Source organism: Rhizobium sp. CB3060 (genome assembly GCF_025200735.1).
In the GTDB taxonomy this organism is placed as follows: Bacteria; Pseudomonadota; Alphaproteobacteria; order Rhizobiales; family Rhizobiaceae; genus Rhizobium.
The window spans coordinates 75,362-95,679 of sequence record NZ_CP104159.1 but is presented as its reverse complement, the minus strand read 5'-3'; the positions used below and the strand labels follow the sequence as shown (position 1 = coordinate 95,679).

17 protein-coding genes are annotated in these 20,318 nt (G+C 60.0%); 9 read left to right on the top strand and 8 right to left on the bottom strand.

Annotated features, from left to right (window positions below):
- Positions 1 to 77 precede the first annotated feature (77 nt).
- From tauA to N2601_RS20000, 3 genes are read left to right on the top strand one after another with little or no spacing between them, the layout of a single operon-like run.
- On the top strand, positions 78 to 1,091 hold the full coding sequence (gene tauA, locus N2601_RS20010) for a taurine ABC transporter substrate-binding protein (protein ID WP_104826020.1): 1,014 nt from the start codon (positions 78 to 80) through the stop codon (positions 1,089 to 1,091).
- A gap of 55 nt (positions 1,092 to 1,146) precedes the next feature.
- A complete protein-coding gene (locus N2601_RS20005) occupies positions 1,147 to 1,935 on the top strand; it encodes a taurine ABC transporter ATP-binding protein (RefSeq protein ID WP_104826019.1) in 789 nt (262 codons plus the stop codon).
- Complete coding sequence (locus N2601_RS20000) at positions 1,932 to 2,786, top strand: ABC transporter permease subunit (RefSeq protein WP_104826018.1); 855 nt, start codon at positions 1,932 to 1,934, stop codon at positions 2,784 to 2,786. The genes N2601_RS20005 and N2601_RS20000 overlap by 4 nt, the downstream gene beginning before the upstream one ends.
- 292 nt (positions 2,787 to 3,078) lie before the next feature.
- Here N2601_RS20000 and purU read toward each other — a convergent pair whose 3' ends face one another.
- The 7 genes from purU to N2601_RS19965 all read right to left on the bottom strand — a co-directional run bounded on the left by purU (position 3,079) and on the right by N2601_RS19965 (position 10,171).
- Complete coding sequence (gene purU, locus N2601_RS19995; RefSeq protein ID WP_104826017.1) at positions 3,079 to 3,960, bottom strand: formyltetrahydrofolate deformylase; 882 nt, start codon at positions 3,958 to 3,960, stop codon at positions 3,079 to 3,081.
- Positions 3,961 to 4,038: 78 nt separating this feature from the next.
- Entirely contained in the window at positions 4,039 to 5,346 is a 1,308-nt protein-coding gene (glnT, locus tag N2601_RS19990) for a type III glutamate--ammonia ligase (RefSeq protein ID WP_104826016.1), read from the bottom strand.
- Positions 5,347 to 5,430: 84 nt separating this feature from the next.
- Complete coding sequence (locus N2601_RS19985) at positions 5,431 to 6,759, bottom strand: FMN-binding glutamate synthase family protein (RefSeq protein ID WP_104826015.1); 1,329 nt, start codon at positions 6,757 to 6,759, stop codon at positions 5,431 to 5,433.
- A 14-nt stretch (positions 6,760 to 6,773) separates the two neighbouring features.
- Positions 6,774 to 7,460 carry a GltB/FmdC/FwdC-like GXGXG domain-containing protein gene (locus tag N2601_RS19980; RefSeq protein WP_104826014.1) on the bottom strand — a complete coding sequence of 229 codons (687 nt, stop codon included), beginning with the start codon at positions 7,458 to 7,460 and terminating at the stop codon, positions 6,774 to 6,776.
- Positions 7,461 to 7,494: 34 nt separating this feature from the next.
- On the bottom strand, positions 7,495 to 8,397 hold the full coding sequence (locus tag N2601_RS19975) for a class II glutamine amidotransferase (protein ID WP_104826013.1): 903 nt from the start codon (positions 8,395 to 8,397) through the stop codon (positions 7,495 to 7,497).
- 96 nt (positions 8,398 to 8,493) lie between these two features.
- Entirely contained in the window at positions 8,494 to 9,165 is a 672-nt protein-coding gene (locus N2601_RS19970) for a helix-turn-helix domain-containing protein (protein WP_104826012.1), read from the bottom strand.
- A 31-nt stretch (positions 9,166 to 9,196) separates the two neighbouring features.
- The gene (locus tag N2601_RS19965) at positions 9,197 to 10,171 is read right to left on the bottom strand and encodes a GlxA family transcriptional regulator (RefSeq protein ID WP_104826011.1); all 975 of its coding nucleotides are present in this window, start codon (positions 10,169 to 10,171) and stop codon (positions 9,197 to 9,199) included.
- A 94-nt stretch (positions 10,172 to 10,265) separates the two neighbouring features.
- Between N2601_RS19965 and N2601_RS19960 the strand changes: the two genes are divergently transcribed.
- The 6 genes from N2601_RS19960 (at position 10,266) to N2601_RS19935 (ending at position 18,119) form a co-directional block, all read left to right on the top strand.
- Positions 10,266 to 11,516 (top strand): sarcosine oxidase subunit beta family protein, encoded by a 1,251-nt coding sequence (locus N2601_RS19960; protein WP_104826010.1) that lies wholly within the window; start codon positions 10,266 to 10,268, stop codon positions 11,514 to 11,516.
- A 21-nt stretch (positions 11,517 to 11,537) separates the two neighbouring features.
- Positions 11,538 to 11,810: a sarcosine oxidase subunit delta gene (locus tag N2601_RS19955; protein WP_104826009.1), complete on the top strand. Its 273-nt coding sequence runs from the start codon at positions 11,538 to 11,540 to the stop codon at positions 11,808 to 11,810.
- Positions 11,807 to 14,770: a sarcosine oxidase subunit alpha family protein gene (locus N2601_RS19950; RefSeq protein WP_260304602.1), complete on the top strand. Its 2,964-nt coding sequence runs from the start codon at positions 11,807 to 11,809 to the stop codon at positions 14,768 to 14,770. Before N2601_RS19955 ends, N2601_RS19950 begins: the two co-directional genes overlap by 4 nt.
- A gap of 22 nt (positions 14,771 to 14,792) precedes the next feature.
- Complete coding sequence (locus tag N2601_RS19945) at positions 14,793 to 15,317, top strand: sarcosine oxidase subunit gamma (RefSeq protein ID WP_260304601.1); 525 nt, start codon at positions 14,793 to 14,795, stop codon at positions 15,315 to 15,317.
- Between the two features lie 107 nt (positions 15,318 to 15,424).
- Complete coding sequence (locus N2601_RS19940) at positions 15,425 to 16,144, top strand: helix-turn-helix transcriptional regulator (RefSeq protein ID WP_104826006.1); 720 nt, start codon at positions 15,425 to 15,427, stop codon at positions 16,142 to 16,144.
- Positions 16,145 to 16,451: 307 nt separating this feature from the next.
- A complete protein-coding gene (locus N2601_RS19935) occupies positions 16,452 to 18,119 on the top strand; it encodes a globin-coupled sensor protein (protein ID WP_260304600.1) in 1,668 nt (555 codons plus the stop codon).
- Between the two features lie 137 nt (positions 18,120 to 18,256).
- Here the strand turns inward: N2601_RS19935 and N2601_RS19930 are convergent, their stop codons facing one another.
- The gene (locus N2601_RS19930) at positions 18,257 to 19,912 is read right to left on the bottom strand and encodes a tetratricopeptide repeat-containing diguanylate cyclase (protein ID WP_104826004.1); all 1,656 of its coding nucleotides are present in this window, start codon (positions 19,910 to 19,912) and stop codon (positions 18,257 to 18,259) included.
- Positions 19,913 to 20,318 lie beyond the last annotated feature (406 nt).

Sequence of the window (20,318 nt, the reverse complement as noted above, 5' to 3'; positions counted from 1 at the left end):
CCGATAGCCCGCTTTTTACCGTTACCCTTTTGACGGTGATATCAAGGGCCGTGCGGCCCTGAACAAAGGGGCTCAAAATGAATTTCAGGAACTTGATTGCGGCGATCGCTGTCGGCGTCGGCACTCTTACAACGGCGATCGTTGCCGATGCGGCGGACAAGAAGGTCGTCGTCGGCTATCAGACCGATGCCTTGCCCTCTTCCGTTGCGATCGCAAACGGCGAATTCGCCAAGGATACGGGATACGACATCGACTTCCGCAGGTTCAATTCGGGCGCCGAGATCTTCGCCGCCATTGCCTCCGGCGACGTTCAGGTCGGTTATGTCGGCTCCAGCCCGTTTGCGGCTGCGGTATCGCGCGGCCTCGAGGTCAAGGCCTTCTATCTCGCATCCATCTCGGGCATCGACGAGGCTCTTGTCGTGCGCAACGGTTCCGGGATCGAAAGCCTGAACGACCTGAAAGGCAAGAAGCTTGCCGCCGCGCCTGTCTCCACCGACCACTATCAGCTCCTGGCGCTCATCAAATCGCTGGGCCTGACCGAGAAGGACGTCCAGGTTTTCGCAATCCCTCAGCCCGAGATCGTCGCCAGCTATAACCGCGGCGACATCGATGGCGGCTTCGTCTGGGATCCGGCTCTGACCGAACTCAAGAAGAACGGAAAGGTCCTCGTGACCTCCAAGGATGTGGCGGACAAAGGCGCGCCGACCTTCTCAGCATGGGTCGCGACTTCGAAATTTGCCGCCGACAACCCGCAATTCCTGAAGGGTTTCGCTGCGGTCATCAACAAATATTACGCGTCCTTCGCCTCAGATAAGGCCGCCTGGGGTCCCGACAGTGATAACGCCAAGTCGCTCGCCAAACTCCTCGGCGGAACGCCCGAGCAGCAGGCCTCGGCCTTGAAGAACCTGACGCTGCTCACGCCTGAGGTCCAGGCATCGGATGCTTGGCTCGGCGGCGGGGAAAAGGCGGGGGCCGGCAAGATCCTCAAGGACACGGCATCGTTCCTGAAGGAGCAGGGCAAGGTGTCCGACGTGCTGGCGAATTATGGAGCCTTCGTAACCGCAGACGCACTCGCCAGCGTCAGCAACTGATCCTCCCTGACGCCGGCGCGACAGTCGCGCCGGCGTCGAACCCGCGAGCGCCAACATGCTTAAAGTCGATCACGCCAGCGTTTTCTTCGCAGCCCGTGACGGGCGGACCGTCCACGCGCTCGATCGCGTTTCCTTCGATATTCCCGAACGCGGCTTCGTCGTCGCACTCGGAGCCTCGGGATGCGGCAAATCCACCCTTCTCAACGCGATTGCCGGTTTCCTTCCGCTTTCCGATGGCCGGATAACACTCGATGGCCGCGCAGTCGCACGGCCGGGTGCCGATCGCGGCGTCGTCTTTCAGAAAGACTCGCTGCTGCCATGGAAGTCCGTTGTCGACAATGTCGCGCTCGGCCTGAAATTCGCCGGCGTCAACCGGAAGGAACGGCAAGCGCGTGCCTTGGAACTGCTGCGGCTCGTCGGTCTCGACGAATTCGCCGGCGCCTTTCCCTATGAGCTGTCGGGCGGCATGCGGCAGCGGGTCGGTATCGCACGCGCGCTCGCGACCAATCCCGACATCCTGCTGATGGACGAACCATTCGGCGCGCTCGACAGCCTGACACGCGAGCAGATGCAAGAGCTGCTGGTTTCCGTCTGGAATAAGACGGCAAAGAAGGTTTTCTTCATCACGCATTCGATCGAAGAGGCCTTGTTCCTGGGCACGCAGGTCCTGGTCATGTCACCTCGGCCGGGGCGCGTCGTTGCGCGCTTCGATCTCGATTTCGTCCGCCGCTTCGCCGAAACCGGCGATGCCCGCGCCATCAAGGCGTCGCCGGAATTTGCCGAGCTGCGCGAGGAGATCCGCGCCATCCTCCATAGCAGCGAAGATTTCAGGAGTGCCGCATGAGCGATATAGTCCAAGCCTCGCCGGTTGCGGCGTACAGAGAGGATCGCCAGGTCAAGCTGGTGAAGATGGCGAGCTTCGGTGCCGGGGAGAGGCCCACAGTCTTGATCAGCACTGTTACCGCCCTGGCCATATTGCTGTTGTGGTGGCTCGTATCCGCGCTCGGTGTTGTTTCCCACCTCTTCCTGCCGCGTCCGGGCGAAGTGCTGACGCAAATCGGTGTCATCTATCGCGACGGTTATGCCGGAGCGTCGCTTTCCGAGCATGTCTTTGCAAGCCTGTTCCGCATCGTGGTCGCAGCCTTCATCGCCATCTCCGCCGGCATTCCGCTCGGATTGCTCATGGGTTTGAACCGCTGGGCAAAGGGGGTGCTGGATGCGCCGATCGAGTTCTACTGGCCGCTGCCGCCCCTCTCTTACCTGCCGCTGATGATCATCTGGCTCGGCATCGGCGAAACGTCGAAGATCACGCTGCTTGTGCTTGCGATGTTCGCGCCGATCTGTCTCTCGGCCCAGGCGGGCGTTCGTTCGCTCCCGATCGAGCGCGTCAATGCAGCGCGTTCGCTGGGCGCAAGCCGGCTGCAGCTCTTCATCGACATCGTGCTGCCGTCCGCCCTGCCCGAGATTCTCACCGGCATCCGAATTGCGCTTGGCGTCGGCTGGGGCACGCTGGTCGCCGCCGAATTGATCGCTTCCACACGCGGGATCGGCTTCATGATCATGTCAGCGTCGCAGTTCCTGGCGACCGACGTCGTCTTCGTGGGCATTGGCATCATCGCAATCTGCGCCTTCGCCTTCTCGGCCGCCATTCGCTTTCTGGAAGCTTTCCTCGTGCCCTGGAAGGGCAAACTGTAACCAGGGGCGGTTTTCCGTCGCTCTATTGAGTGGCCTCGACCGGGCGACTGATGGCTCCGGAATAACCCAGAGCCACCATTTCAGTGCGTTCGCTCCGGCCGGACGCCGATGATCCTTATTTCACCCTTACAATCTTGCCACAGGCGATCGGCAGGGTGACATGCGAGGGGACGGTGCCGAGCGAGCCGACGCTTGCCGGCAAGGCATGGCCCTCGGGAACGCCATGTACAATGGGCCTTTCGGCGATGGCTGAGAAAAGCAGCCACCACTTTTGCCTCGACCGCCGTCGTCGTCACCCCATGCGCTCGGAGGCATAGGAGCCGGGGCTTGCCGGGAAGACGACCGTGCGGTTGCCGTTGATGAAGATGCGGTGGTGGATATGGGCATGGATGGCCCGTGCCAGCACCTGGCTTTCCACGTCACGGCCGATCGAAACATAGTCCTCCGCCGACTGCGCATGGGTGATGCGGGCGACGTCCTGCTCGATGATAGGACCCTCGTCGAGATCGGCGGTGACGTAGTGCGCCGTTGCGCCGATCAGCTTCACGCCACGCTCGTAGGCCTGCTTGTAAGGGTTGGCGCCCTTGAAGCTCGGCAGGAAGGAGTGGTGGATATTGATGATCCGACCGGACATCTCCCGGCAGAGCGCATTCGACAGGACCTGCATGTAGCGGGCAAGCACTACCAGATCGGCCTTTGTGTCTTGGACGATCTGCAGCAACCGAGCTTCCGCATCCGGCTTGTTGGCCTTGGTGACCGGCACATGGAAAAAAGGAATGTCGTGGTTGACCACCAGTTTCTGATAGTCGAGATGGTTCGACACGACCGCGACGATGTCGATCGGCAGGGCGCCGATGCGCCAGCGATAGAGCAGGTCGTTCAGGCAGTGGCCGAAGCGCGAGACCATAAGGACGACCTTCATGCGCTCCTCGGCGTCATGAATGTCGAAGGTCATGCTGAACTTGTCGGCGATCGCGGCAAAGCCGTCGGCAAGCTCCGGCCGGTCCCTGCCTTCTTCGGACAGGAAGGAAATGCGCATGAAAAATAGGCCGTTCTCCAGGTCGTCAAACTGCGAGCTGTCGATGATGTAGCACCCCTGGCTCGCGAGATAACCGGAGATCGCCGCGACGATGCCACGGGTGGTTGGGCAGGCAACGGTCAGCACGAATTTCATCGGAGGAGGTCCTTCATATCACGGGAAAAAGAAAGTCCCGGAGCGATCCGGGACCAGTTGCGCCCTGGGAGGGACGGATCAGACGTCGAGCGTGGTCTGGTGTTCCCAGCTCGTGAACTGCGAGCAATAGGCGTTCCATTCGCCATGCTTGAGCTTGAGATAGGCCGCGGAAAACTCCTTGCCGAGCGCGGTCTGGAGCCCTTCGTCTTCTTCATAGGCGCGCAGCGCATCGAGGAGATTGAGCGGCAGCTTGGGCGCATCCGTGACCGTGTGACCATCCTTGTACATGTCGATGTCGTAGTGGGCGCCCGGATCGGCGTTGCTCTTGAGACCGCTCAGGCCGGCCGCGATGATGATGGCCTGCAGCAGATAGGGGTTGACGGCGCCATCGGGCAAGCGAAGCTCGAAGCGGCCGGGGCCAGGTACGCGAACCATGTGGGTGCGGTTGTTGCCGGTCCAGGTCACGGTGTTCGGCGCCCAAGTCGCACCGGAAATCGTCCGTGGCGCGTTGATCCGCTTATAGGAATTTACCGTCGGATTGGTGACGGCGGCAAGCGCCGAGGCGTGTTTCATGATGCCGCCGAGGAAGGTCTTGCCCTTGGCGGAAAGGCCGAACGGCATTTCCTTGTCGGCAAAGGCATTGACCTTGCCGTCGAGGTCCCAGACCGAGATATGGGCATGGCAGCCATTGCCGGTCAGGCCCTTGAACGGCTTGGGCATGAAGGTGGCGCGCAGGCCATGCTTTTCCGCAACCGACTTGACCATGAATTTGAAGAAGGAATGCTTGTCGGCCGTCTTCAGGGCGTCGTCGTATTCCCAGTTCATCTCGAACTGGCCGTTGGCGTCTTCATGGTCGTTCTGGTACGGCTTCCAGCCGAGCGCCAGCATATGGTCGCAGATTTCGGCGATGACGTCATAGCGGCGCATCAGGGCCTGCTGGTCGTAACAGGGCTTTTCCGCATTGTCGAATTCGTCGGAGATCTTCTCGCCGTCCGCCGAGATCAGGAAAAATTCCGGCTCGACGCCGGTCTTCACGCGAAGCCCCATTTCCGCTGCTTCCGCGACCAGTTTCTTCAGCACCACTCGCGGCGCCTGGGCGACCGGCTGGTCTTCCATGACGCAATCGGCCGCGACCCAGGCAACATCCTTCTTCCACGGAAGCTGGATGACGGAGGATGCGTCGGGGATCGCGAAGAGATCCGGATGCGCCGGCGTCAGGTCGAGCCAGGTGGCGAAACCGGCAAAGCCGGCACCATCCTTCTGCATGTCGGCGATCGCTTCGGCCGGCACGAGCTTGGCGCGCTGGGCGCCGAACAGGTCGGTGTAGCTGATCATAAAATATTTTATGCCGCGCTCGGCGGCAAAGTTTGAAAGATCCTGTGTCACGTAGTTCCCCTGTTTTTATGGATTGAGACACATGTTGAAAGGAAAATGGCCGCATCCCTGGGAGCAGGACGCGGCCATTCGGTGTTAGAACCCGCCCTTACCCGGGTACCAGTTGGTGCCGGCGAGCGGCACCTGGGCCATGGCCGCTGCTTCCATGGTCAGCGCGCAGAGGTCTTCCGGCTCAAGGTTGTGAAGCTTGTTCTTGCCGCAGGCGCGGGCAATCGTCTGCGCCTCGAGGGTCATGACCTTGAGGTAGTTGGCGAGGCGCCGGCCGGCCGCGACCGGGTCGAGACGGGCGGCAAGTTCCGGATCCTGGGTCGTGATCCCGGCCGGATCCTTGCCTTCGTGCCAGTCGTCATAGGCTCCTGCGGTCGTGCCGAGCTTGCGATATTCCTCCTCCCACTTCGGGTCGTTGTCGCCGATAGCGACGAGGGCTGCCGTGCCGATGGCGACAGCGTCCGCACCAAGCGCCAGGGCCTTGGCGACATCGGCGCCGGAGCGGATGCCGCCGGAGACGATCAGTTGCACCTTGCGGTGCATGCCGAGGTCCTGCAGAGCCTGCACGGCCGGACGAATACAGGCGAGCGTCGGCATCCCGACATTTTCGATGAAGACATCCTGGGTCGCCGCCGTGCCGCCCTGCATGCCGTCCAGCACCACCACGTCGGCGCCAGCCTTCACGGCCAGCGCCGTATCGTAATAGGGGCGGGCGCCGCCGACCTTCACATAGATCGGCTTTTCCCAGTCGGTGATCTCGCGCAGTTCGAGGATTTTGATTTCCAGATCATCGGGACCGGTCCAGTCCGGGTGGCGGCAGGCCGAGCGCTGGTCGATGCCCTTGGGCAGGTTGCGCATGTTCGCGACGCGATCCGAAATCTTCTGGCCGAGCAGCATGCCGCCGCCGCCCGGCTTGGCGCCCTGGCCTACGACCACTTCGATCGCATCGGCCCGGCGCAGGTCCTTCGGGTTCATGCCATAGCGCGACGGCAGGTACTGGTAGACTAGCGTCTGGCTGTGGCCGCGCTCCTCGTCTGTCATGCCGCCGTCGCCCGTAGTGGTCGATGTGCCGGCAATCGTTGCGCCGCGGCCGAGGGCTTCCTTAGCATTGCCCGACAGAGCGCCAAAACTCATGCCGGCGATCGTGATTGGTGTCTTGAGGTGGATCGGCTTCTTGGCAAACCGCGTGCCAAGCACCACGGAAGTATCGCACTTCTCGCGATAGCCTTCCAGCGGGTAACGCGAGATCGAGGCGCCGAGAAACAGCAGGTCGTCGAAATGCGGAACCTTGCGCTTGGTGCCGGCGCCGCGGATATCGTAGATGCCGGTCGCCGCCGCGCGGCGAATTTCAGCAAGCGTGTAGTCGTCGAAGGTTGCGGACTTACGCGGCGGGGTGAACGGGTTGTGATAGCTCATGATTTTTCCTCGCCTCAGTACGCGTCAGCGTTGTCGATATTGAAGTTGTAGAGCTTGCGGGCGGAGCCGTAGCGCTTGAATTCTTCCGGTCGGACGCCGCTGACGCCTGCCTTGTCGAGAAGCTCAGAAAGCTTTTCGAGATGCTCGGGCCGCATCTCCTTTTCGATGCAGTCGGTTCCCAGGCTCTTGACGGACCCGCGCACGAAAAGCTTGGCTTCGTAGAGGCTGTCGCCGAGCGCCTCTCCGGCATCGCCGAGAACGACGAGATGGCCAGACTGGCCCATGAAGGCGGACATGTGACCGATGGAACCGTGAACGACGATGTCGATGCCCTTCATCGAGATGCCGCAGCGCGAGGCGGCGTTGCCCTTGATGACGAGCAAACCGCCGCGGCCGGTGGCGCCCGCATACTGGCTGGCATCGCCTTCGATCACGACGGTACCGGACATCATGTTTTCGGCAACGCCCGGACCGGCCGAGCCATGGACCGTGACCGCGCCGCCATCATTCATGCCGGCGCAGTAATAGCCGACCGAGCCCCTGACCTCGACGGTGACGGGAGCATCGATGCCGACGGCAACCGCATGGCTGCCGCGCGGATTGACCACCTCGAAGGCGGTGTCGTTGGCGCCGGCACCGAGATTGTGCAGGGCGCTGTTGAGTTCGCGCAGCGGCGTGTGAGAAAGATCGAAGACAGGCATGGAGCTAAAACTTTCTTGTCGTGAAGGGCGGGCTTCAGGCGGCCTTTTCGTGATCCCAGAAATAGACGGTGGCCGGTTCCGGCTCCCAGACGCGTGCGCTCTCGATGCCTGGCAAATTGACCAGCGCGCGGTACTCCGATCCGAAGGCGACGTATTGATCTGTCTCGGCCATGACTGCGGGCTTGCAAGCGATCGGATCACGGACGACGCCGAAGCCGGACTTCGTGCCGACGACGAACGTAAAAAAGCCGTCGAGGTCGTCGAGCGCGCCGGTCAGGGCCTCGCCGAGGTCTTTGCCCTTCGCCATTTCCGCTGTCAGGTAGGCAGCCGCCACTTCGGAGTCATTCTGCGTTTCGAAGGTCATGCCTTCCCGAATGAGTTCGCGGCGAAGATTGTTGTGATTGGAGAGCGAGCCGTTGTGCACGAGGCATTGGTCAGCCCCGGTCGAAAAGGGATGAGCGCCCAGTGTGGTTACAGCCGATTCCGTGGCCATGCGGGTATGGCCGATGCCGTGCGAACCGCTCATGGCGCGAACGTTGAAGCGCTCCACCACTTCCTTCGGAAGGCCAGTTTCCTTGTAGATTTCGACGCTGTCGCCGGAGCCCATGACGCGGATATCCGGGTGACTGGCCGCCAGAAACGCACGCAGCTCGCCAGCGCTGCCATTGGTTTCGACGACCGCGTGCGTGCTTTTGACGGTGACGGTCGCGGACAGGCCGGCGCTCTCCAATTCGCCCCGAAGCCCGGCGAAGGCAGTCTCCGGCGATGCCGACTGCAGCGTAAGCTTCGTCCTTCCTTCGGATGGGGCGCCGTAGATCGCAATGCCGGCGGAATCAGGCCCGCGGTCGGTCATTGTTATCAGCATATCGGACAGCATCTCGCCGAGTTTCGGCTCGAGCGTCCGGTCTTTCAAAAACAATCCAACAATGCCGCACATAACTTCCAACACCCTCCATTCGTTTGCCAATGGAGGGCTATCATACGGTATGCCGTATTTCAACTTAAAAGAATAAATTTTTCTTTTTAAGCAAAATTACTCATGGTTCGCTTTTTGCGGATAGGAGATGATCGAAAGATAACGGGCCGGCAATTTGACCAATTCCTCCGGCCCATGCGGCGCGTCAGCATCGAAGAAAAGGCTGTCACCCGGCTGCATGGAGTAGAGCGTGTCCGCGTGCCGATAAACGACCTCGCCCGCCAGCATATAGAGGAACTCCATTCCCTCATGCTGAAAGGTTGGAAAGACGTCTGATTCCGTGGTGAGCGTGATCAGATAGGGCTCGACCGTAACGCCGCTGCTATTGTTGTCGATATGGCCGAGAAGACTGTATTGATGGCCAGCGCGCGTACCGCGGCGCTCGATGTTGACGCCCTCACCTGCCTTGACGAAAATCGCGGTACGCGGCTCCTCAAAGCGTCGGAAGAATGCCGTGAGCGGTACGCCGAGTGCCTTGGAAAGCGCCTGCAAAGTTGATAGCGAAGGCGAAATATTGCCATTTTCGATTTTTGACAGCATCCCCACCGACATATCGGTTGCCGCCGCAAGATCGGTCACGGTGATGCCGAGCTTCTTGCGGTAGGCGCGGACCTCATGACCGATCGCCATCTCGAGATTGTTTTCGCGCGGCTCGCGGACAGCATGCGGATTTTGTGCAAGAGCTGCCTTGCTTGCTGCCGCTTCTTTTTGGGTGTTCTTGGCCATCATTTCTCTTCCCTGTCTGCCTGCGGATCGCTTTCTACGGCGTCCGGCGGATTGCTCTAGCGGATTTTGGCGTCAGCCCAAAATGTTGTCTGAAGGCTCTCGAAAAATGCGAAGCGCTGGAGAAACCAGTGGCGAAAGCCAGTTCGGAGATCGATAGAGGGCTTTGTTCAAGCAGCCGACGGGCATGATCGAGCCGAATCCGATGATAGCTGTCATGGAAGCTGACACCAAGCTGTTCGGCAAACAGGCGGTCGAGATGACGGGGGCTCAGTCCGACGAGCTTTGCCATCGTCCGGCGATCCATCGGCTGTTCTATGGTGGCTTCCATCTTTTCCAGAACCGTGATCAGGGCCGGATGATGCGTGCCGAACCGCTCGCTCGAAGAGCCGCGCTGCGGTGCTGTCGGCTCCGCTACAGCCGTATGGAGATACCAGTCGCTGACCCGTCTCGCAAAGGCCGTTCCCAGCCTGCCTTCGATCAGGGCATGCATCATGTCTAGCGGAGCCACGCCGCCGCCGCAGGTGATGCGGTCGCCATCCAGCACATAGCGCGCCTGCCGCGGGGAGAGATGGGGAAAGGCCTCGCGCATGGCCGGGGCATGCTCCCAATGGATGGTGAAATCGCGCCCATCCATCAGGCCGGCGGCGGCAAGAAGATAGGAGCCGCTGGAAATTCCGCCGATGCGCACGCCCTGGCGAGCCAGTCTGCGAAGCACGGGATGCAGGCCTGCGGCATCCTTCCAGTCGCCGGGATTGCCGCCGGCAACGACAAAGATCGTGTGGCAGCTCGCACCGATGACCGAAATGTCTTCGCAGGGAATTGCAAACCCGGAGGAGGACGCGACAGCCCTGCCGTCGACCGAAAGCGGGATGACCTCATAGAGGCCGGTCTGGGCAATCAGGTTTGCAGCACGCAAGGGCTCGGTCGCCGATGCGTAGGACATCAGCGCGAAATTCGGGGTCAGCGCGAAGCCGTAGCGTTGGGTGGAGGACGAGCTGTTATCACGCATGTCTTCAATTTATCCTGAAATGGCCTAATTCTGCAATTGTTGATCGCATTCCTGGCCTAGCCTTCCTTCAGTCTCACAAATCGAGCGGACACGGATGCGGTATTCGGCACTTTCGATCTTCCTCAATGGTCTTCGTGGCAACAGGAATTGGGCCGCTCACTGGCGGCAGCCAGAGCCGAAACCCCATTATGACGTGATCATCGTCGGTGGCGGCGGACATGGCCTGGCGACGGCCTACTACCTGTCGAAGACCTTCGGAATCAGAAATGTCGCCGTGCTGGAAAAGGGCTATATCGGCTCGGGCAATGTCGGGCGAAACACCACGATCATCCGCTCCAACTATCTGCTGCCCGGCAACAATCCCTTCTATGAGTTCTCGCTGAAGCTATGGGAAGGTCTGGAGCAGGACTTCAACTTTAACGCCATGGTCTCGCAGCGCGGCGTTCTCAATCTCTTTCATTCCGACGCCCAGCGCGATGCCTATACGCGGCGCGGCAACGCCATGCGCCTGCATGGCGTCGATGCCGAGCTGCTGGACCGCGCGGCAGTTCGCACCATGCTGCCCTTTCTCGACTACGAGAATGCCCGCTTCCCGGTCCAGGGCGGCTTGCTGCAGCGGCGTGGCGGCACGGTACGCCATGACGCTGTCGCCTGGGGTTACGCCCGCGGCGCCGACAGCCATGGCGTCGATATTATCCAGAATTGCGAGGTGACGGATATCCGCCTTGAAAACGGTAGGGCGGTCGGGGTGGAAACCAGCCGCGGCTTCATCGCCTGCAGCAGGCTCGCGCTTGCTGCTGCCGGCAATTCGTCACGCGTGGCGGAGATGGCCGGACTGAAGCTGCCGATCGAGAGCCACGTGCTGCAGGCCTTCGTTTCCGAGGGCCTGAAACCATTCATCGACGGCGTTGTCACCTTCGGCGCCGGACATTTCTATGTCTCGCAATCCGACAAGGGCGGCCTGGTGTTCGGCGGCGATATCGACGGCTACAACTCCTATGCTCAACGCGGTAATCTGGCCACGGTCGAGCATGTCGCGGAAGCCGGCAAGGCCATGATCCCGGCGCTCTCGCGCATCCGTGTGCTGCGGTCCTGGGGCGGCATCATGGACATGTCGATGGATGGCTCGCCGATCATCGACAAGGTGCATCTCGATAATCTCTATCTGAACTCAGGCTGGTGTTATGGCGGTTTCAAAGCGACGCCCGCGTCGGGCTATTGCTTTGCCCACCTGATTGCCCGCGGCGAGCCGCATGAAACGGCGAGAGCGTTCCGCCTCGACCGCTTCCAGCGCGGCTACATGATCGATGAAAAGGGCCAGGGCGCCCAGCCGAACCTTCACTGATTTTTCCGAAAGCGACATGACATGGCCAGCCGTATTCCCTGCCCTCATTGCGGGCTTCGCCCGAAGGAAGAATTCACTGTGAAAGGCGCCGCCCTGCCGCGCCCCGCCGCCGACGCCGGAGCGGACCTATGGTTCGATTATGTCTATCTGCGCGACAATCCGCGTGGCGCTTACCAGGAATATTGGCACCACACGTCCGGGTGCCGCCGCTGGCTTGTGGTTTCGCGCGATACGGCCACGCATGAGATCCATGATTGCCGTGATGCTGCTGAACGAAAGGAGGTGCTTGCATGACCTCCTATCGTCTTCCGAAAGGCGGCCTGATCAAACGGGAGAAGGCGCTATCCTTTACCTTCGATGGTAAGCCGATGACGGGTCTGGCGGGTGATACGCTTGCTTCGGCCTTGCTGGCCAACGGTCAGCAACTGGTTGGACGCAGTTTCAAATATCACCGCCCGCGCGGCATCCTGACGGCTGGAGCGGCCGAACCCAATGCGCTGATGACCATCGGCCGCGGCGGGCGAACCGAGCCCAATACACGCGCCACCATGCAGGATCTCTATGAGGGCCTGGAAGCGAAGAGCCAAAACCGCTGGCCCTCGCTGGAGCATGATATCGGTGCGGTCAATGGCCTGCTTTCACCCTTTTTGTCTGCCGGCTTCTACTACAAGACCTTCATGTGGCCGGGCAAATTCTGGGAGAAGGTCTACGAACCCTTCATCCGCAAGGCGGCAGGTCTCGGCAGGGCATCCCATGAAACGGATCCGGATGCCTATGAGAAATGCTGGGCGCATTGCGATCTGCTGGTGATCGGCGCTGGGGCCGCGGGCCTGATGGCGGCGCTTGCCGCGGGCCGGGCCGGAGCGCGGGTAATCCTGGTCGATGAAAATGCGGCGCTTGGTGGCTACGCCTTGAGCGAAACGGCGCTGATCGGCGGACTGCCGGCATCCTCCTTTGCCGCAGGCGTGATTGCGGAACTGGAGAGCCTTTCCAATGTCCAGCTTTTGACACGCACGACGGTATTCGGCTGGTATGACGGCCAGGTTTTCGGGGCCGTGGAGCGTGTGCAGAAACATGTTGCCGCACCTCTGGCAAATCTGCCGGTCGAGCGCCTGTGGCGCATTGCGGCAAAAAAGGCCATTCTGGCAACGGGTGCCGAAGAGCGGCCGCTGGTCTTCGGCGGCAACGACATTCCCGGCGTCATGATGGCCGGCGCCATGCGCAGCTATCTCAATCACTATGGCGTTGCGCCGGGCAGGAAGACGGCGGTTTTCACCAGCAACGACAGCGGCTATGCGCTCGCCGCCGATCTGGAGGCTGCCGGCATGGAGGTGGCGGCGGTCATCGACAGCCGCCGTGATGCGCATATCGCCTATACCGGCAAGGCCCGGCTGGTGCGGGGCGGCTTTGTCTCGAACGTGCATGGCGGCAAGGCAGTCGAAGCGATCGACATCTGGCGCGAGGGGCAGTCGGAGCGGCTCGCGGTCGACAGTCTCGCCATGTCAGGCGGCTTCTCGCCGATCATCCACCTTGCCTGCCATCGCGGCGGCAAGCCGCGTTGGTCCGATGAACATTCCGCCCTCCTCGCGCCCGAGGGCTTGGCGGATCTGGAGCTTGCGGGCTCGGCCGCAGGTGTCTTTGGGCTGCATGCCTCCATGGCGTCCGGGCAGAAGGCTGCGGCCGCAGCACTGTCGGACCTCGGCTTTTCCCATTCTGTCAGCGAGAACCCGGTCGTCGAGCGGGAAACCGTGCCGGCCCCGACCAGGCCGCTCTGGTCCATTCCCGGCATCACCGGCAAGGCTTTCGTCGACTACCAGAACGACGTGCATCTGAAGGATCTCGGCCTTGCGGTGCAGGAAGGCTATGGTCACGTGGAGCTTGCCAAGCGCTATACGACCAACGGCATGGCGACCGATCAGGGCAAGCTTTCCAACATCAACGCCATCGGCCTCCTCTCCGAGGCGCGGCGTGTTTCGCCGGCCGAGGTCGGCACCACGACCTTCCGTCCCTTCTATACGCCCGTTTCCTTCGGCGCCCTGGCAGGAGCCTCGCACGGGAAGCATTTCCAGCCGGTGCGCAAGTCGCCACTGCACGATTGGGCGGCGAAAAACGGCGCGACCTTCGTCGAAACGGGCCTTTGGTATCGCTCCGCCTGGTTCCCGCGGGCGGGGGAAAATGGCTGGCGCGAAAGCGTCGACCGCGAGGTGAAGAATATCCGGCTGAATGTCGGCATCTGCGATGTCTCCATGCTCGGCAAGATCGAAGTGTGCGGGCCGGACGCTGCGGAGTTCCTCAATCGCGTCTATTGCAACGGTTTTCTGACGCTGCCGGTCGGTAAGGCTCGGTACGGGCTGATGCTGCGCGAAGACGGCTTTATATATGATGACGGAACGACCAGCCGACTTGCCGAGGACCGCTATTTCATGACGACGACCACGGCCTATGCCGCAGGTGTCATGAACCATCTCGAATTCTGCGCCCAGGCGCTTTGGCCGGAACTCGACGTGCGGCTGGCGTCGGTCACCGACCAATGGGCGCAGATGGCGGTTGCCGGGCCAAAGTCGCGAGCCGTGCTGCAGCAACTCGTCGATGACGACATTTCCAATGAAGTCTTTCCATACCTGGCGGCAAAAGAGGTTTCGCTGCTTGGCGGACGACTGAAAGGCCGGCTGTTCCGCATCTCGTTTTCCGGAGAGCTGGCCTTTGAACTGGCCGTGCCGGCAGATTTCGGCGAGAGCGTTGCCGATCTCGTCATGCAGGCAGGCGCTGCCCGTGGAATTTGCGCCTATGGTATCGAGGCGCTGGCTGTCCTGCGCATCGAGAAAGGGCACGTCACCCATAACGAGATCAACGGTACCGTCGTCCCAGCCGACCTCGGCTTCGGCAGGATGGTGTCCATGGCCAAGCAGGATTTCATCGGCAAGCACATGGTCGCGCGCGAGGGGCTAGTCAATCCGGATCGTCCGCAACTGGTCGGCGTCGTGCCGCTCGATCCGGCCGTCAGCTTCAGGACGGGTGCACATATTCTGAAGAAGGACGCAGCGGCCACGCTCGAAAACGACCAAGGTTATGTGTCTTCGAGCTGCTTCTCGCCCCATGTCGGTTCCACCATCGGCCTGGCCCTCGTCAAGGGCGGCGCATCCCGCCATGGTGAAGAGGTGCAGATCTGGAACGGCCTGCGTAACGAATTTACCGCCGGACGCCTCGTCAGTCCCGTCTTTGTCGATCCTGCAAACGAGAAGCTCCATGTCTGAACGCGCGGCATCTGAGGCAGCCATGACCAAATTTGAACTCATCCGCCGCCCGGCACTTCGCGTCGGGGAACCAAAGGTGCTCGGGAATCTGGCGCTGGAGGCGGTCACCGACGGTGTGATCCTGCAGCTATTGGCCCGCCCCGGCGCTGTTACCGAGGCCGGCATTCTGGCAGCGATCGGGCAAACAGAAGGTCTCAGCCTCAGAAACTCCGGTCCCGGACAATGGTTCTTGGTTGCCGGCAGCGCTCTTGACGTTGATGTCGTCGCCGATCGTCTGGCGACAGTCGCCTATCTGGTGGACCAAACGCACGGACGCAGCCGGATCCGCATCAGGGGTCCGCAGGTGCGTCAGCTCCTGGCAAAGGGTACGGGCGTGGACCTGCATGACAATCAATTCCCCATCAACCATGCCGTGATGACGCTGATCGGCCATATCGGCGCCAACCTCGCCCGCACCAGCGAGGATTGCTACGAACTCCTCGTCCTGCGCGGATTTGCCGACAGTCTGTGGCATGAACTTGAGATCATGGCCGCTGAATTTACGTAAGAGACGTTCGTGATCGGCGATCTGGGCAGCGCCTAAACTTGCAAACTTTAACATGACATTAACTTCTCGACGTCAAAATTGGGCAGCGCGCAAAAGACGAGATGACGATGGGTTGTGTTGCAATAAAATACCTGGGCGATTTCAAGGATCTCTCCGAGGTTCCCGCCCATAGACAGCTACGCGACAGCGAACTGCTGGAACAGCTCAGGAAGGCGGTCGATTTCCGCCACATCGCTGTCGGCGGGCTGGATCTCGCCGGGTATCGGATTGGACGGGGCCGTTCCATCGATACCGATATGCCGCCTGCTTATATCGATACTTACTTCGGAGAAAAGCTCGGTCTATCGGACCCGCTCGTCATCCAGTCGCTGAACCGAACGACGCCGCTGAGCGACGAAGAAGCTTTTGACATCTCGCCCCCCTCGCAACGCCTTCAATATTTGCTGCGGGCTTACAGGATCGGGCAACGCTTGCAGGTGCCATTGGCGAGAGATGGCGTCGTCTACGGCGGCGTCTGCTTCACAAGAGAAAAACAATTCACAGCAAGCGAGCGGGATTTGCTCCTCTTCTTTGCCGAACCGCTGCATCGGGTAATCACGAAGCCTTTGATGGATCGCTTCGCCGCCGGCGTCCTTCGTCTGACGAACGGTGAGTTGCGAAGCCTTGAACTCGCCAGCAAAGGGTTGACGAGTGAGGAAATCGCCGATGCTTCGGATTATCGACCGGAAACCATCAATAGCTATCTGAAAAGCGCGACGAAAAAACTCGGTGCGGCCAATCGCGCCCATGCGGTCGCCGAAGCGATTCGCCGGAACCTCATAAACTGAGGCGACGGACCTTCCCGATCCCGCCTCCTCTTCGGAGTGCGCTTAGCGCCGCATAGACATATGCCGCTGCGCCCCTGCATTCGCCAAATCATCGCATCCGAAAAGCGCAGAAAATATCCGATATACGAAGACTTTAGCGATGTGCCTTGAGGATCTGACTTTGGTTAACGCCAAATAAAGGAAATCGCCCAAATTTGGGGCTTATCGAAAGGGCGGATGGACGCCAGCGCCGACATGACGACGGGTTTCGATGTGATTGAGGTATGTGCCCAATCGCGGTTTAAGCCCATTGTTTTCGAGGTCGAGAATGTCGAGTCGCTCCATGCATGCCAACAACAGCTCCAATTCCGCAGGCAACGGTGACGCCGCCGGCGCAAAGACCCGGCGTCAGAACGTCGAACGCCGCCTCGACTTCATGCAGCTCGATCAGGACGGTCGCGCTGGCATCCGATCCCTAAAAACTTTGATCGAACGCGAACTGCCCCATGGTCTGGACAAGTTCTATGCGCAATTGCGCAAGAGCCCAGAGGTCAGCCGCTTTTTCTCCACGGAGGAGAACATCGCCCGGGCGAAGGGTGCGCAGATGGGCCATTGGCACAATATCGCCGATGGCAATTTCAATGAGGAATATGTCGGCAAGGTTCGTACGATCGGCACTGTGCATGCCCGCATCGGCCTGGAGCCACAATGGTACATTGGCGGCTACGCCATCATTATCGACCATCTGATCAAGAGCGCCGTCGAGGAAATCTTCCCCAAAGGCGGGATATTCTCACGAAAAACAATGAAGAGTGCGGACTTCGGCAAGGCACTTGCCAGTCTCGTCAAGGCTGTGATGTTGGACATGGACTTGGCGATCTCGGTCTATATCGATGAAGCTGAAATCGCAAAGCAGAAGGCTCAGGCCGAGGCGATCGACGCGGAACGCCAGCTCGTCTGCGACAGCTTCGGCAAAGCGATGGCGGCAATCGCCGCCAAGGATATCAGCTACCGGATCGATGACGAGCTGCCGGCGGCGTATCACGCTCTGCGTGACAACTTCAACAACGCTCTTGACCAGTTGTCGGCGACGATCGAGCAAATCAATGGTGCCGCTTCACAGATCAACTCTGGCTCACAGGAAATTCGGTCCGCTGCGGATGATCTTTCCAAGCGTACCGAACAGCAGGCAGCCTCCATCGAGGAGACCGCTGCTGCACTTGAGGAAATCACCACCACGGTCAAGGATTCCAGCCGGCGTGCCGAGGAAGCTGGACAACTGGTTGCAAAGGCTCGTATCGGCGCCGAAAAATCCGGTGACATCGTGAGGCAAGCGGTCGCCGCAATGGGTGCAATCGACGGCTCTTCGCGGGAAATCTCGAATATTATCGGAGTGATTGACGAAATCGCCTTCCAGACGAACTTGCTGGCGCTGAATGCCGGTGTCGAAGCGGCTCGAGCCGGCGACGCAGGTAAGGGTTTTGCCGTCGTCGCGCAGGAGGTTCGCGAACTCGCCCAGCGCTCGGCCAAGGCCGCAAAGGAGATCAAAGAACTGATCAACAATTCGGGCGAGCAGGTAAAGGCGGGCGTGACTCTTGTTGGAGAAACCGGAGAAGCGCTTACGGTCATCGCTGACGAGGTCAAGGAGATTGATCGGCATATCGGCGCGATCGTTCGAGCATCCACAGAGCAAGCAACCGCCCTGCAGGAAATTAATACAGCCGTCAACTCGATGGATCAGGGCACGCAGCAGAATGCCGCGATGGTAGAGGAATCCACCGCCGCCAGCCATGCACTCACGCTGGAGGTCGGTCGCATCGCTGCAATGCTCAGTGAATTCAACATCGGCAAGGCATCGGTATCCCGGGCTCGCTCAGCTAAGCAAAGCGACATGCCCACGGCATCTCCTGCACGGGCGCTGGGAGCCAAACTCGCCAAGGCCTACGCGACGCAAGGCAACCTGGCGGTCGCGGCTACCAATTGGGAGGAATTCTAATCCGGTGCGGCTTTGGCGGGATTTGAATAGTTAGCCGAGCAAAGAAACTGCCCCGTACGCCTTTGGTTACGGGGCAGCAACACAGCTAGATGCTTGCAGCGTTTACCAGACAGAGACGTCGCTGGACGGCACGCTCGCTACGAAACAACCCGGTTGCGACCGCCCTTTTTCGCCGCATAGAGATTCTGATCGGCGATCTCCAAAATCTCGTTCGGAGAATTGGCGGACAGGCTACCGGCGACGCCTATGCTGACCGTGACGCACAGCCCGTTGCAGATCTGCGACCAGTCCCAGCGTTCAATCGTCGAACGCAGCCTCTCGCAGACATCGGCCGCCCCTCCGGGAGGGCCCGCCAGCAGGACAACGAACTCCTCGCCGCCAAAGCGGATCGCCTGATCGGTGATCCGCAACTGGTTGCGCAATATGGTTCCAATGGCGCTAAGCACCTGGTCCCCGATCATATGGGAAAAGTTGTCATTGATCGACTTGAAGTGGTCTACATCCAGCATCGCGATGGAATATGGGCGCGTCTCGGACGCTAGCTCCTTGAAGCGGCTGTCGAGATATTTGCGGTTATAGAGCCCAGTCAGCCCATCCAGATAAACGGCGCTGGCAAGGATATCAGTTTCCTCCTGCAATTTCTGATAGGAGGCTTCCAGCGTTTCGGCGCGCTTCGACTCTGTCTCCGCGACTTCCTTAAGCCGTTTGGTTTCATAGTAGATTTCGGCGAGACGCGCACGCTGCTGGGTTCTCTCGGCGCTGTTTTGCAAATATGCCTGGTGGAACTTCTTATGCGTCTCCAGCGCCAGGTCAAACTGCCCCAGCCCTTCATAAGCCTGCGACAGATAAAGATAGATCTGGATATAGGAATCGAAACTGCCGCCGTCGCCGATCAGATCCAGCGCCTCGAGCAACAGCGATCGCGCGTCTACAAAGTTCCCGCAATTGATATGGACCTGGCCTAAAGTGTAGAGATATTGCTGCCTGTCGCGAACATAGCTGTTCTCCTGAAACGCCTCATAGCGGACCATGCACTGAAGCGCTTTGTCATGCTCGCCCAGATGACTGTAGTAGTCCGCTTCGTTGCCGAGACAAATGCGAGCGGCCCAGCTATCCCCGATCTCGATTGAGATGTCGAGCGCCTCTTCCGTCAGCTCCAGCGCTCTCATCAGCATCTGGTGTCCCACTTCCGGCTCGCCGCGCGCTTGCGCGATATATCCGCCTTCCGAATGGGCACCGCCAAGATTGATAAGCCACCAGCATTCATAGGTCTTGTCGCCGATCGATCTGGCGAGCTCGACGGATCTCTCGCTCATCAGAATGGCCCGGTCAGGCTGCTTGTTGTACCAGAAGATAATTCCAATGACGTTGGTGGCCAGGCTTTGCACCTTTAGGTCTTCAGTCCTGTCGGCCAAATCCAACGCGCGGGTAGCCTCTTCGATCGCTTCCTCCGGCAGGCCCAATTCCAGGAATAACCATCCGAGATACGCCCGGGCATAGGCTTCCTGGATGGGCTCCCCATTCAATTTCCAGAAGTCTACCGCCCTGCGGACATGCGTTATCCCGAGTTCGGCCTTGCCAATCTGCAAACAATACCAGGCTATATCCGTGTCGCATTGGGCGGCAATGCGATCGTCGCCCCGCGACTTGGCATCGGCATGAATTTGGCTGGCAAGTGTAAGTGCCTCAACCGAGCGGCCCGTACATCCAAGATGCCACGCTTCCTGTAGGCTGGAATTTGCTTTTTGAGTAATTGCCTCGATATCAATAGTTTGCATATTGAACGCCAACATTTGTCTTCTGGATAGCGGTAGCACCAGAAGCTTAACAATGATGCTATAGCCAACAAAACATGCGACAGGCCCATTTTCATCATGGCATGTAAGTTAACGCCGTCTCAATGTTCCCAGTTAACCTTGATTTGAGGATTGCCCGGGAAGATGGCGCCCCATATCCTTGCGCCTAACCAGCCGCGGCGCGGTATCGCCGGATTGGGCGCAGGCGAATGATTGAAAAATGAGCATGATTTCTAATTGACTATAAAGTGAGCTTGTCATAGCGTTAAAGCAAGAAATGGCATTGATCGCCAACGGCAAATGAGCCCCGCTTTCCGCACACCCTGCGGACGGGGCTTTTTTCGTGCCGTTTGGTCGGTCGTGCCAAGCGTTCAAACCGAGATTTTGGCGTGATCAAGAATAC

Coding starts and splice junctions, on each gene's coding strand:
- tauA (WP_104826020.1), top strand. CDS start 78: ATGAATTTCAGGAACTTGATTGCGGCGATCGCTGTCGGCGTCGGCACT.
- N2601_RS20005 (WP_104826019.1), top strand. CDS start 1,147: ATGCTTAAAGTCGATCACGCCAGCGTTTTCTTCGCAGCCCGTGACGGG.
- N2601_RS20000 (WP_104826018.1), top strand. CDS start 1,932: ATGAGCGATATAGTCCAAGCCTCGCCGGTTGCGGCGTACAGAGAGGAT.
- purU (WP_104826017.1), bottom strand. CDS start 3,960: ATGAAATTCGTGCTGACCGTTGCCTGCCCAACCACCCGTGGCATCGTC.
- N2601_RS19985 (WP_104826015.1), bottom strand. CDS start 6,759: ATGAGCTATCACAACCCGTTCACCCCGCCGCGTAAGTCCGCAACCTTC.
- N2601_RS19980 (WP_104826014.1), bottom strand. CDS start 7,460: ATGCCTGTCTTCGATCTTTCTCACACGCCGCTGCGCGAACTCAACAGC.
- N2601_RS19975 (WP_104826013.1), bottom strand. CDS start 8,397: ATGTGCGGCATTGTTGGATTGTTTTTGAAAGACCGGACGCTCGAGCCG.
- N2601_RS19970 (WP_104826012.1), bottom strand. CDS start 9,165: ATGATGGCCAAGAACACCCAAAAAGAAGCGGCAGCAAGCAAGGCAGCT.
- N2601_RS19965 (WP_104826011.1), bottom strand. CDS start 10,171: ATGCGTGATAACAGCTCGTCCTCCACCCAACGCTACGGCTTCGCGCTG.
- N2601_RS19960 (WP_104826010.1), top strand. CDS start 10,266: ATGCGGTATTCGGCACTTTCGATCTTCCTCAATGGTCTTCGTGGCAAC.
- N2601_RS19955 (WP_104826009.1), top strand. CDS start 11,538: ATGGCCAGCCGTATTCCCTGCCCTCATTGCGGGCTTCGCCCGAAGGAA.
- N2601_RS19950 (WP_260304602.1), top strand. CDS start 11,807: ATGACCTCCTATCGTCTTCCGAAAGGCGGCCTGATCAAACGGGAGAAG.
- N2601_RS19945 (WP_260304601.1), top strand. CDS start 14,793: ATGACCAAATTTGAACTCATCCGCCGCCCGGCACTTCGCGTCGGGGAA.
- N2601_RS19940 (WP_104826006.1), top strand. CDS start 15,425: ATGGGTTGTGTTGCAATAAAATACCTGGGCGATTTCAAGGATCTCTCC.
- N2601_RS19935 (WP_260304600.1), top strand. CDS start 16,452: ATGTCGAGTCGCTCCATGCATGCCAACAACAGCTCCAATTCCGCAGGC.
- N2601_RS19930 (WP_104826004.1), bottom strand. CDS start 19,912: ATGTTGGCGTTCAATATGCAAACTATTGATATCGAGGCAATTACTCAA.